This is a genomic window from Pseudomonas fluorescens Q2-87 (assembly GCF_000281895.1).
In the GTDB taxonomy this organism is placed as follows: domain Bacteria; phylum Pseudomonadota; class Gammaproteobacteria; order Pseudomonadales; family Pseudomonadaceae; genus Aquipseudomonas; species Aquipseudomonas fluorescens_S.
On sequence record NZ_CM001558.1, the window covers coordinates 4,315,693 to 4,328,673 of the forward strand.

Annotated in this window: 9 protein-coding genes; 5 read left to right on the forward strand and 4 right to left on the reverse strand. The window is 60.9% G+C overall.

The genetic code is table 11. The annotated features are described in order from the left end of the window. Positions 1–121: 121 nt before the first annotated feature. Entirely contained in the window at positions 122–2,785 is a 2,664-nt protein-coding gene (gene gyrA, locus PFLQ2_RS08860; protein ID WP_003183888.1) for a DNA gyrase subunit A, read from the reverse strand. Between the two features lie 445 nt (positions 2,786–3,230). Continuing rightward, entirely contained in the window at positions 3,231–4,307 is a 1,077-nt protein-coding gene (gene mtnA, locus PFLQ2_RS08855; RefSeq protein ID WP_003183890.1) for an S-methyl-5-thioribose-1-phosphate isomerase, read from the reverse strand. Positions 4,308–4,413: 106 nt separating this feature from the next. Here mtnA and PFLQ2_RS08850 point away from each other — a divergent pair, with 106 nt between their 5' ends. The 5 genes from PFLQ2_RS08850 (at position 4,414) to PFLQ2_RS08830 (ending at position 9,384) form a co-directional block, all read left to right on the forward strand. Further along, positions 4,414–5,745 carry a TRZ/ATZ family hydrolase gene (locus tag PFLQ2_RS08850; protein ID WP_003183891.1) on the forward strand — a complete coding sequence of 444 codons (1,332 nt, stop codon included), beginning with the start codon at positions 4,414–4,416 and terminating at the stop codon, positions 5,743–5,745. A gap of 62 nt (positions 5,746–5,807) precedes the next feature. After that, a complete protein-coding gene (gene ubiG, locus PFLQ2_RS08845) occupies positions 5,808–6,506 on the forward strand; it encodes a bifunctional 2-polyprenyl-6-hydroxyphenol methylase/3-demethylubiquinol 3-O-methyltransferase UbiG (protein ID WP_003183893.1) in 699 nt (232 codons plus the stop codon). Positions 6,507–6,510: 4 nt separating this feature from the next. After that, positions 6,511–7,182, forward strand: a complete 672-nt coding sequence (gene mupP, locus PFLQ2_RS08840) for an N-acetylmuramic acid 6-phosphate phosphatase MupP (RefSeq protein WP_003183894.1) — start codon at positions 6,511–6,513, stop codon at positions 7,180–7,182. Between the two features lie 182 nt (positions 7,183–7,364). Next, on the forward strand, positions 7,365–8,105 hold the full coding sequence (locus PFLQ2_RS08835) for a YciK family oxidoreductase (RefSeq protein WP_003183895.1): 741 nt from the start codon (positions 7,365–7,367) through the stop codon (positions 8,103–8,105). 352 nt (positions 8,106–8,457) lie between these two features. Beyond that, the gene (locus tag PFLQ2_RS08830; protein ID WP_003183897.1) at positions 8,458–9,384 is read left to right on the forward strand and encodes a GGDEF domain-containing protein; all 927 of its coding nucleotides are present in this window, start codon (positions 8,458–8,460) and stop codon (positions 9,382–9,384) included. A gap of 185 nt (positions 9,385–9,569) precedes the next feature. Here the strand turns inward: PFLQ2_RS08830 and PFLQ2_RS08825 are convergent, their stop codons facing one another. Continuing rightward, positions 9,570–10,373 carry a TenA family transcriptional regulator gene (locus tag PFLQ2_RS08825; RefSeq protein WP_003183899.1) on the reverse strand — a complete coding sequence of 268 codons (804 nt, stop codon included), beginning with the start codon at positions 10,371–10,373 and terminating at the stop codon, positions 9,570–9,572. Between the two features lie 44 nt (positions 10,374–10,417). Continuing rightward, the gene (locus PFLQ2_RS08820) at positions 10,418–12,877 is read right to left on the reverse strand and encodes an EAL domain-containing protein (protein ID WP_003183902.1); all 2,460 of its coding nucleotides are present in this window, start codon (positions 12,875–12,877) and stop codon (positions 10,418–10,420) included. Positions 12,878–12,981 lie beyond the last annotated feature (104 nt).

Consider the following 12,981-nt stretch of genomic DNA (forward strand, 5'->3'; position numbering starts at 1 on the left):
GCTGACACACCGCATTCGCGAGCAAGCCCGCTCCCACAAGGGAAAGATGCGCAGTGTCGCAAATTTTCAAAAGGGACAAACAACAAGGGGGCGAATCTTCATCCGCCCCCTGCGTGTCCGCTTAGTCCTGCGGTTCTTCTTCGTCTGCGGCAGCGTCGAGCGGTTGGTCGCCGGCCGCTTCGTCGATATCGGCCCCGAGGGTGCCATCGAACGCCACGCCGTCCTCGCCTTCCAACGCCTCGCCTTCGACTTCCGACGGCTCCTGGACCCGCTCGAGCCCGACCAGCGTTTCGTCGCTGGCCAGCTTGATCAGCGTCACGCCCTGGGTGTTACGGCCCAGGCTCGACACTTCATCGACCCGCGTGCGGACCAGCGTGCCCTGGTCGGAGATCAGCATGATCTCCTCGCCATCGAGCACCTGGACCGCACCGACCAGACGGCCGTTACGTTCGTTGCTGACCATGGCGATTACGCCTTGGCCGCCACGCTTGTACTCAGGGAACTCACCGATGGCCGTGCGCTTGCCATAACCGCGCGCCGAAGCGGTGAGGATCTGGCTGCCTTCTTCAGGGATCAGCATGGAAATCAGCTTCTGGCCTTCTGGCAGGCGCATGCCGCGCACACCGCGGGCGGTACGGCCCATGGCGCGAACATCGGACTCCTTGAAGCGCGTCACCTTGCCGCCGTCGGAGAACAGCATGACTTCACGCTCGCCGTCGGTGATGGCAGCGGAAATCAGCACGTCGCCTTCGTCCAGCTCCAGGGCGATCAGGCCAACGCTGCGCTGACGGCTGAAGGATTCCAGCGGGGTCTTCTTCACGGTGCCTTTGGCGGTGGCCATGAAGATGAAGTGGCCTTCGGTGTATTCCTCTACCGGCAGCATGGTGGTGATGTATTCATCACTGTCCAGTGGCAGCAGGTTGACCAGCGGACGACCGCGAGCGGCACGGGACGCTTCAGGGATCTCGTAGGTCTTGAGCCAGTACACCTTGCCCTTGCTGGAGAACAGCAACAGCGTGGTGTGGCTGTTGGCGACCAGCAGGTGAGCGATGTAGTCCTCATCCTTGACGCCAGTCGCCGACTTGCCTTTGCCACCGCGACGCTGGGCCTGGTAGGCGGCCAGCGGCTGGGTCTTGGCGTAGCCGCCGTGGGAAATGGTCACCACGCGCTCTTCTTCCGGGATCATGTCACCCAGGGTCAGGTCGAGACGCGCATCGAGAATCTCGGTGCGGCGCACATCGCCGTACTCGGCGCGGATCACTTCCAGCTCTTCGCGGATCACTTCCATCAGGCGCGTAGCGCTGTTGAGGATGCGGATCAGCTCGCCGATCTGGTTGAGGATCTCCTGGTACTCGGCCAGCAGTTTCTCGTGTTCCAGGCCGGTCAGGCGGTGCAGGCGCAGTTCCAGGATGGCCTGGGCCTGTTCCGGGGACAGGAAATACTTGCCCTCGCGCAGACCGTATTGCGGGTCGAGGTTTTCCGGACGGCACGAATCGGCGCCGGCACGTTCCACCATCGCCACGACCGCCGAGGACTCCCAAGGGGTGCTGACCAGCGCTTCCTTGGCTTCCGACGGGGTTGGCGAGGCCTTGATCAGGGCGATGACCGGGTCGATGTTCGACAGCGCAACGGCCTGGCCTTCGAGAATGTGTCCACGCTCGCGTGCCTTGCGCAGTTCGAACACGGTACGGCGGGTGACCACTTCGCGGCGGTGACGCACGAAGGCTTCCAGCAGGTCCTTGAGGTTCAGGATCCGCGGGCGACCGTCGATCAGCGCAACGATGTTGATACCGAACACGGCTTGCAGCTGGGTCTGGGCGTAGAGGTTGTTGAGGATCACCTCAGGCACTTCGCCACGACGCAGCTCGATCACGACGCGCATGCCGTCCTTGTCGGACTCGTCACGCAGCTCGGTGATGCCTTCGAGTTTCTTCTCTTTTACCAGCTCGGCGATCTTCTCGATCAGGCGGGCCTTATTCAGCTGGTAAGGGAGTTCGGTAATGACGATCTGCTGGCGGCCGCCGACCTTGTCGATGTCTTCGATGGTCGAGCGGGCGCGCATGTAAATGCGGCCACGGCCGGTGCGGTAGGCTTCGATGATGCCGGCGCGACCGTTGATGATCGCGGCGGTCGGGAAGTCCGGACCGGGGATGTATTGCATCAGCTCATCGACCGTCAGCTCTGGATTGTCGATGAGGGCCAGGCAACCGTCGATGACTTCACCGAGGTTGTGCGGCGGGATGTTGGTCGCCATGCCCACGGCGATACCGCTGGAGCCGTTGACCAGCAGGTTCGGGATACGGGTCGGCATGACCGCCGGGATCATTTCGGTGCCGTCGTAGTTCGGCACCCAGTCCACGGTTTCCTTGTGCAGGTCGGCCAGCAGCTCGTGGGCCAGCTTGGTCATGCGCACTTCGGTGTATCGCATGGCCGCGGCGTTGTCGCCGTCTACCGAACCGAAGTTTCCCTGGCCATCTACCAGCAGGTAGCGCAGGGAAAATGGCTGGGCCATCCGCACGATGGTGTCGTACACGGCGGTGTCGCCGTGGGGGTGATACTTACCGATCACGTCGCCGACGACACGGGCGGATTTCTTGTACGGCTTGTTGAAGTCGTTGCCCAACTCGCTCATCGCGAACAGCACGCGGCGGTGCACGGGCTTCAAGCCATCGCGCGCATCCGGCAGCGCCCGCCCGACGATCACGCTCATTGCGTAGTCGAGGTAGGACTGTTTCAGCTCGTCTTCGATATTGACCGGGAGGATTTCTTTGGCCAGTTCGCCCATGAGAAGCCTGATTCCTTTTTCTGGTGAAACCTCGCCACATCCAGATGGGATGAACGAAGCTCGCCGCTGCAGAACAAGTGCCATGCAGCGACTTACGACAAATCAACGAGTTATGCCATGGATCTGCGCAGTAAAGGCCACCTCGCGAGGCAGCCTTGGAAACCGCCGGATGTTATCACAAGAGCCGCCACGCACCTATCCCCCAGATGCGCATGGAGCATAGTTAGTTGACCGATGACAGGCTGATATGGGATCAGAGGGGCTTAGAGGCGTTGCGGATGAAGAAAAGAGGTCAAATGTGAGGTGTTTAGTGCCTTCTATGACCTCTTCGCGAGCAAGCCCGCTCCCACATGGGATTTGTGTCGTACATTAATAACGGCAACGACTCGATCTAACTGTGGGAGCGGGCTTGCTCGCGAAGGCAATGTATCAGGCCACAAAATGGTTAATGCAACCGCTTGCGGCACATCAATTGCGCGATCTTGGCGGTGTCGGGCCGCTCGATGATGCCCTTTTCCGTCACGATGACGTCGATCAGGTCCGCTGGGGTGACATCAAACCCGGGATCGAATACATCCACAGCCGCATCGAGTCGCTTGCCGCCGACATCCAGCAACGCCTCACCGCCCTGCTCTTCTATCGGAAAGTCGTCACCGTTGGCCAGGCTCAGGTCGATGGCTGAGCTCGGCGCCACCACCATGAAGCGAACGCCATGGTGCATGGCGCAGACCGCCAACTGATAGGTGCCGATCTTGTTCGCCACATCACCGTTGGCGGCGATGCGTTCGGCACCAACAACCACCCAGGTCACGCCCTTGGTCTTCATGATGTGCGCCGCTGCGGAATCGGCGTTGAGGGTCACCGGAATACCTTCCTTGGCCAGCTCCCACGCGGTCAGCCGCGAGCCTTGCAGCCATGGACGGGTTTCGTCGGCATAGACTCGCTCGACCATGCCTTCGATATAGGCACCACGAATGACGCCCAGGGCCGTACCGAAGCCACCGGTGGCCAGGGCGCCGGTATTGCAATGAGTGAGGATCGCCTGGGCATTGCCTTGATGCTTGCGGATCAGATCGACGCCCAACTGCGCCATGGTCAGGTTGGCTTCGCGGTCACTTTCATGGATCGCCAAGGCTTCGGCCTCAAGAACTGCCAGCGGCTCGGCATGGCCTTTCAGGCGCCCCAGCCGGTCGCGCATGCGTTCCAGCGCCCAGGCCAGGTCCACCACCGCCGGCCCGGCGTCGCCCAGCAAGGCAAAATCGGCCTCCAATGCCCCATGCCAGTCACCGCCTTCGGCCTCCCGGTCGCGGGCGGCCAGCACGATGCCGTACGCCGCACTGATACCGATGGCCGGCGCGCCACGCACCGCACCCGAGCGAATGGCCTCGGCCACGGCGGCCACGTGGGTGCAAGCGATCCAGTTCTCTTCGAACGGCAAATCACGCTGATCCAGCAAGTACAGGGCGCCATCACGCCAATCGATGGCCTTCACCTTCTCCGCAGCCAACAGTCGATCGCGCATCCTTCACCCCGTACTCATGAACAAAAGCCGCCGATTATAGCGATCCCTCTGCGAAGACGCTCGGGTATACTTCGCCCTCCTTTATACCCCATGGAACCGTTCCACGATGCCCAAGCCTGCCGTTGCGCTCGACTTATTATTGCTGCCGACCTGGTTGGTGCCTGTCGAACCCGCCGGTGTCGTGCTCAAGGATCATGGCCTGGGCATCCGCGAAGGTTGCATCGTGTTCATCGGGCCACGGGCAGAAGCCCTGAAGTGTGACGCCGCCCAGGTTCGTGAGTTGCCCGGCATGCTGCTCAGCCCCGGCCTGGTGAACGCCCACGGCCATGCGGCAATGACCTTGTTTCGTGGTTTGGCCGATGACCTGCCCCTGATGACTTGGCTGGAACAGCACATTTGGCCGGCCGAGGCCAAATGGGTCGATGAAGATTTTGTGCGCGATGGAACCGAGCTGGCGATTGCCGAACAGATCAAGGGCGGTATCACCTGCTTCTCGGATATGTATTTCTATCCCAAGATCGCCAGCGAATGCGTCCATGACAGCGGCATCCGCGCGCAAATCGCGATTCCCATCCTCGATTTCCCGATTCCTGGCGCCGCCAGCGCCGACGAAGCCATTCGTCAGGGCATCGAGTTGTTTGGCGACCTCAAGCATCATCCACGGATCAAAGTCGCATTCGGCCCGCATGCGCCCTACACCGTGGGCGACGAGAACCTGGAGAAAATTCGCGTGATCGCCGAGGAACTGGACGCGGCCATCCACATGCACGTTCACGAAACCGCCTTCGAAGTGCAGCAGGCTGTGGATAACAGCGGGGAACGCCCGCTGGCGCGCCTGGGGCGACTTGGCCTGTTGGGGCCGCGCTTTCAGGCTGTGCACATGACCCAGATCAGCGATGAAGACCAGGCCTTGCTGGTAGAAAGCAATTGCAGCGTGATCCATTGCCCGGAATCGAACCTGAAGCTGGCCAGTGGTTTCTGTCCGGTCGAGCGCCTGTGGCAAGCGGGGGTCAACGTAGCGCTCGGCACCGACGGCGCCGCGAGCAACAACGACCTGGACCTGTTGGGCGAAACCCGCACCGCCGCCCTGTTGGCCAAGGCCGTTGCCGGTTCGGCCACGGCGCTGGATGCCCATCGCGCACTGCGCATGGCCACGCTCAACGGCGCCCGGGCGCTGGGCATCGACGCGACGGTCGGTTCGCTGGAAGTCGGCAAGGCCGCCGACCTGGTGGCCTTCGACCTGTCGGGCCTGGCCCAGCAGCCAATCTATGACCCGGTGTCGCAATTGATCTACGCCACGGGCCGCGACTGTGTCAAACACCTGTGGGTGGCCGGCAAGCCATTGCTGGAGGACGGCCGGCTCACCCGCCAGGACGAATCGCAATTGATCGCCACCGCCCAAGCCTGGGGTCGTCGCATCAGCGGCCACAACGAATAACCACGCCCCTTGAGCTGCGGCTCGGGGCACCTGAATTTTTCAAGCTTTTCGAGGATCTGCACATGAGCAACGTCGACCACGCCGAAATCGCCAAATTCGAAGCCCTGGCCCATCGCTGGTGGGACCGTGAAAGCGAATTCAAACCGCTGCACGACATCAACCCGCTGCGGGTCAACTGGATTGACGAACGGGTCAACCTCGCGGGCAAGAAGGTCCTCGACGTAGGCTGTGGCGGTGGCATCCTCAGCGAAGCCATGGCCCAGCGCGGCGCAACGGTGATGGGCATCGACATGGGTGAAGCGCCGTTGGCGGTCGCGCAACTGCATCAGCTGGAATCCGGTGTCAGCGTGGAATACCGCCAGATCACCGCCGAAGCCCTGGCCGAAGAAATGCCCGCCCAATTCGACGTTGTCACCTGCCTGGAAATGCTCGAACACGTGCCGGACCCATCCTCGGTCATCCGCGCGTGCTTTCGCATGGTCAAGCCCGGCGGCCAGGTGTTTTTCTCCACCATCAACCGCAACCCGAAGGCGTACCTGTTCGCGATCATCGGCGCTGAATACATCATGAAGCTGTTGCCGCGCGGCACCCACGACTTCAAGAAATTCATCCGGCCTTCCGAGCTGGGCGCCTGGAGCCGCATGGCCGGGCTGACCGTCAAGGACATCATCGGCCTGACCTACAATCCGCTGACCAAGCACTACAAACTGGCGGCCGACGTTGACGTCAACTACATGATCCAGACCTTGCGCGAGGAGTAAGTCGATGCGTCTCAAAGCGGTTCTCTTCGACATGGACGGCACGCTGCTCGACACCGCGCCGGACTTTATCGCCATCTGCCAGGCCATGCGCGCCGACCGTGGCTTGCCACCGATGAATACCCAGCACATTCGCGACGAGATTTCCGGCGGCGCCCGGGCAATGGTTGCAGTGACTTTTTCCATGGACCCGGAATCACCGGGTTTCGAGCAATTGCGCCAGGAATTTCTCGATCGCTATCTCAAGGGGTGCGCGGTCCATAGCCATCTGTTCGACGGCATGGCCGAGGTGCTGGCTGATATTGAAGCGGCCAACCTGATCTGGGGCGTGGTCACCAATAAACCGGTGCGTTTCGCCGAGCCGATCATGCAGCAGCTGGGCCTGGCCGAGCGCTCGAAGGTGCTGATCTGCCCCGACCATGTGAAAAACAGCAAGCCTGACCCGGAACCGCTGACCCTGGCGTGCAAGATGCTCGACCTGGACCCGGCCAGCGTGCTGTTCGTGGGCGACGACTTGCGCGACATCGAGTCTGGCCGCAGCGCCGGCACCCGGACCTGCGCGGTGACCTACGGCTATATCCACCCGGACGACAACCCCCGGCACTGGGGCGCGGACGTGGTGATCGATCACCCGTCGGCACTGCGCGAAGTGCTGGATAACGCGTTGTGCAGTTGCTGAGCTGAGCCGTTGTGGCGAGGGGATTTATCCCCGCTGGGCTGCAGAGCAGCCTCTGTTTTTCATACCATCGGCATCCAGGTTTTCTGAACTGGCGATGGGGGGCGCTTCGCGCCCCAGCGGGGATAAATCCCCTCGCCACAACACCGCACCACCACGCATCGTTATGTTTCGTGAGGTTTTATATGTTTGACTACTCCGCCCGTCCCGACCTGCTCAATGGCCGGGTGATCCTGGTCACCGGTGCCGGTCGCGGGATCGGTGCCGCCGCGGCAAAGACCTATGCCGCCCATGGCGCCACCGTGCTGTTGTTGGGCAAGACCGAAGCCAATCTGACCCAGGTCTATGACGAAATCGAAGCGGCCGGCCATCCGCAGCCGGCGGTGATTCCATTCAACCTGGAAACCGCCCTGCCTCATCAATACGATGAGCTCGCGGCCATGATCGAAAGCGAATTCGGTCATCTGGACGGCCTGCTGCACAACGCCTCGATCATCGGCCCGCGTACACCATTGGAGCAGCTGTCTGGCGAGAATTTCATGCGCGTGATGCACGTCAACGTCAACGCCATGTTCATGCTCACCAGCACTTTGCTGCCCCTGCTCAAGTTGTCCAAGGACGCCTCCGTGGTGTTTACCTCCAGCAGCGTCGGACGCAAGGGCCGGGCGTACTGGGGCGCCTATGGCGTGTCCAAGTTCGCCACCGAAGGGCTGATGCAGACCCTGGCCGACGAAGTCGACACCGTCGCCCCCGTGCGCGCCAACAGCATCAACCCCGGCGCCACCCGCACCAGCATGCGTGCCCAGGCCTACCCGGGTGAGAACCCGCTCAACAACCCGACACCCGAAGAGATCATGCCGGTCTACCTGTACCTCATGGGCCCGGACAGCACTGGCGTCAATGGCCAGGCACTCAACGCACAATAAGCGCCTTGCCCTGCGTCGCGACACTTTCCCGTCGCGACGCAAGCTCTCCTGCCCTCCAGCCAGGCGAACCGCCAAGCACGTGTCGCCCCTTGGCGCTGCGCCTCTTATCTAACCAGCTGATTTTTCAGGATTTTTTGCTGAGTTGAACCGAATGGCACGACTTTCGCTCTAAATTCCTCAAACACGCCATGTCTGGCGGGTAACGGACGCTGAGACGAGACTTATGCCTGCCAGGGAAAGCGGACTAGACTCAAATCAGTGTCCTACGGGACTGAGGGACCAGTACGACGCGCAGCCCAAAGCCGCCACACCCAGCCCGCCAGGACAGATCCAGCTTAGGGGCTCACGCCATATGAAAACGCCCACCCAGAACAACGCGATTGACTTCGACAGCGCCAAATTGCAGCGCCTGGGCTTCGGTCAACCTTCGCCATTGGTAGCCCGCCCCGTCAGTCTTTCGCAACTGCGTCAGCAACTGGGTCAACAACTGCAGACCAGCCTGGAACCTCAACGCATCCTGGGCCTGTTTTTCCGGGAAGTTCAACGATTGGTGCCCCTGGATACGCTGGCCTATCAGCACAAACCCAGCGATCTGCGCCTGGAATTCGGTCAGCGCGGGCATCACACCCTCAGCTACAACCTCACCCATGAGGGCGAGCATTTGGGTGAGTTGGTGTTTCGTCGCAATCAACGCTTCAGCGAGTCGGAGCAGAGCGACCTCGAATCCGTGATGTCGACGCTGCTGTATCCGCTGCGCAATGCCCTGCTTTACCGCGCCGCCACGCAAAACGCCCTGCGCGATCCGCTGACCAATACCGGCAACCGCATCGCCATGGACCAGACCCTGATGCGTGAAATCGACATGGCCCGATGTCATTCGCAACCCTTGTCACTGTTGATGCTCGATATCGACCATTTCAAGCGCATCAATGACAGCCATGGACACGGCGTGGGCGACGATGTCCTCAAGGCCGTGGCTGAGTCGATCAAGAGTCAGCTGCGTAACGTGGATATGGTGTTCAGGTTTGGTGGAGAGGAGTTTTTGATCCTGCTGGCCAACACCAGCCGGGACGCTGCGGCCATGGTCGGTGAACGACTGCGTTTTGCCGCCCAGGCTCAGGATTATTTCGCAGCAGGCACCCGGATCGAACTGACGGTCAGCCTGGGTTGCGCGACCCTGCTACCGGGCGAATCCGCCGAGAGTTTGCTGCGCCGGGCCGACGGCGCTCTGTACGTGGCCAAGCGCGAAGGACGCAACCGGCTGGCAATGGCGGGCTGAACAACAGCCTGTGCTTGCTCCCACAGGGATCAGGGTGTGGCTGAATCCGGCGGTCACCCAAAACAACTGTGGGAGCGAGCTTGCTCGCGATGAAGATCCGACAGCCAACCTCCCCGTTGACTGTCCAGACCTCTTCGCAAGCAGACTCACTCCCACATTGGGTCGCTTATCCGCAACAGTGTAAATCAGCTCCCAGCCAGGGCCAGGCGCTCACGGGTGGATGAAGGCTTGCCCACCGACTCCGACTGTTCCAGCTGCATGCAGCGTTCCAGGAACAGGTACATGTAGTCGTAGCTCTTGCACACGGCCTGGCGCAGCTCTGTTTGCAGGGCCTTGGTCGGGTTCATTCCCGCCAGCGTACAGATGATTTCCAGGGCTTCCCAGGGATGGGCATCGTCGTACTGGGCGTGCATCTTCAGCCACTTCATGGCCCGCTTGCGATCTTCCTCGGCGAAAGCCGCCGCATAGACGCCGCTGGAACATACCACCGCCGACCACTCCCCGGTCGCACCCTCGATGGCATAGTTGGTTGCGGCGATGGCCACGATCAACGAGTCCGAAGAGCTGGTATGCCAGCACCAATGGCTCAATGCATGGAGCTCAGGCGGTACTTGCTGGGCCTGGAGGTCTTCCAGACTGATGCCATGGGCGGCGCTCCAGTTCACCCAGTAGTCGGCATGGTTGAGTTCGACACGGATGTTGCGCATCAGCCAGCGACGCGCCATGTCCTCGCCAGGATGGCGGGCAAAGCGGGTCTTGGTGAGGTTCTGTGCCATGTATAAGGCGAACTGTTCGACGACCGGCCAACCACCGATGAGGTAGTGGCGCATGGTCTTGGCGCTGAGCTTGTTATCGCGCATGCGTTGATACAGTTCGTGTTCGACAACCCGGCGCTTGCTCTCGCTGCAATCGTTAATGAGCTGCTGTGCCCATTTCGGATAGCTTGTAGCGTCCATGAGCGGGCCTGTTCGGTTGAATGTTTCGATCACTGTCGGGCTCCTTTTGATTGTGATTTTACGGATCAACAAGAGGTTCAGCGGAACGTGCCGGGGGCCTTGAATAACAACGGCTGGGGCCGGGCCGGCCGACATTGCAACGTGTCGCAGGTAAACAACTGCGGTCGTTCGATCACATACCCTTGGGCATAGTCCACCCCGATCTCCAGTAAAGCCTGTTCGATCTGGGCTGTCTCGACAAACTCGGCAATCGTGCGCTTACCCATGACGTGGCCGATGTGATTGATCACTTCAACCATTGCACGGTTAATCGGGTCGTCCAGCATATCCTTTACGAAACTCCCGTCGATCTTCAGGAAGTCTACAGGTAAATGTTTCAGGTAAGCGAATGAAGACATTCCGGCGCAAAAGTCATCCAGCGAAAAATAACAACCCAAGCTCTTGAGTTCATTAATAAAACGGATCGCACTGCCTAAATTCGAAATAGCGCTGGTTTCGGTAATTTCAAAACAAATCATTTCTGGGGGGATCGAATAGGCAGCGAACTGTTTACGCAGGAAGTCGAGAAATGCCTGATCTCCTATAGTCGTGCCTGACAGATTAATCGCACACATCGCCATCGGTCCTTGCCGTGAATCATTCAGGCACTGGCGGATGATCTTGAAGACGTTTTCCACCACCCAACGGTCCAGGGAGGTCATCAAGCCATAGCGCTCAGCGGCAGGAATGAAGCTGTCCGGCAGGATCATCCGCCCGGCTTCGTCATGCAGGCGCAGGAGGATTTCAATATGCCCGCCGCCATGATCGCCAGGCCCCAACGCGGCGATTTCCTGGGCGTAGAGACAAAAGCGGTTCTCTTCCAGGGCCATGTGCAAGCGCTGGACCCACGCCATCTCGCCAAAGCGCAGGGACAACTCCGAGTCGTCGGCGTGGTAGACCTGGACTCGGTTGCGACCCTTCTCCTTGGCCATGTAGCAGGCCATGTCGGCGGCGCGCAGGGATGCCTCAAGGGTCGTCGGCGTCTGGGCGATGTGCACCAGGCCAATGCTCACGGTGGTCACGAACGGCCGGCCTTTCCAGACAAAATGCAGGTTCTGCACGGTCTGGCGCAGCCCTTCGGCGATCTTTTCCGCCGCCTCGGGCGAACAGTTCTCCAGCAAGATGCCGAACTCATCGCCGCCCAGCCGGGCGAGGGTGTCGTTTTCCCGCAGTCCCGATTGCAGCAGGGCGCAGATATGCCGCAGCAGCTCGTCACCCGCCGCATGGCCGCAGGTGTCATTGACCAGCTTGAACTGGTCCAGGTCGAGAAACATCAAGGCATGGCGCCCGACCTGGCGGGTCAGGTTGTGCAGCGCCTGCTCAAGGCGATATTCGAACTCCCGGCGGTTGGCCAGGCCGGTCAGGGCGTCATGCGTGGCCTGCCACGACAGGTTGGCGATGTATTGGCGTTCCTGGGTCATGTCATGCAGCACCAGCACCGCGCCACTGACCTTGCCGGCGTGACGGATCGGCGCGCCCACCAGAGTGACCGATACGGTACTGCCGTCCAGACGCTGGATCAGCTTGGAATGCTCACTGGCGCCGCTGAGCCGACCGCTGAGGATGTGCTCGATCAGGGTCAGGCCTTCGGTCTGGGCATTGTCGTCGAGCAGATTGAACAGCGCAGCCAAAGGCAGCCCCGTCGCATGTTCGGCTTTCCAGTGGGTCATCGCTTCGGCGGCGGGGTTCATGTAGGCAATGGCGCCTTCAACGTCGGTGGTGATCACCCCGTCACCGATGGATTGAAGGGTGATCTGCGCCCGCTCCTTCTCCAGTTGCAGCGCATTGGCGAACACTTGCCGCTGGGCCAACAGCTTATGGGTGCGTAACAGTGCCAGGACGATCAGGCCCAGGGCGGTGGCGAAGTTGGTGACCAGTAACAGCCGCAGGATGAAACGCGAACCCTCGCCCAACGCATCGCTGAACGCCTTGGCCGCCGGGGTGACGGAATCATTGATCGCAAAGATCCGCGCCTTCCAGCCGCGGATATCAGTCTCCGAAGCCTCGCCGGCGATAACGCTGCGGTGCATTTGCCGGGCGACGTTATCCAGCTCGATCAGATAACCGTCGCCCACGGTCCACAGGTCGATGGCCTCCTCCAGGTAACTGAAATGGCGAAAATTCAGATACAACCAGATCAGGCTGGACACATCGTCCGGGTGGTTACCGCCCTTGAGGATACCGGCCTTTGCCGCCTCCAGATCTGGCGGCTCCCTGTCAAGCGCCACCCGCAGCTCATGCCCGCCCTCGGGTACGGCGATGGCTTGCTCATATTTGCGGAAAATCACCTCGTCGCGGCTGTCCGCATAGAGGTTGAGGTAGTAGATGGCGTCTTTCTGGCCCTTGGACCAGAGGCTTTCCCCCGCCACGTAGCCGCGAACGGCGGACAACACGTAAAGGCTGACGCCTCCCAGAAGGGCTTGAAACAAGACGACGGCAATAAAAGGCCAGACGATGCCCAACAACCGAGGGGTTCCGAGAGTCCGCGCTTGATTCATGAGGTCCCTTGCATAGGCGTCGGCGACCAGCATCCAGATCGCACATTCCATTAAGACTAGGAGGCGCAGCAGCTCCTAGCAAGAGCCCGCACATCATTTGACGT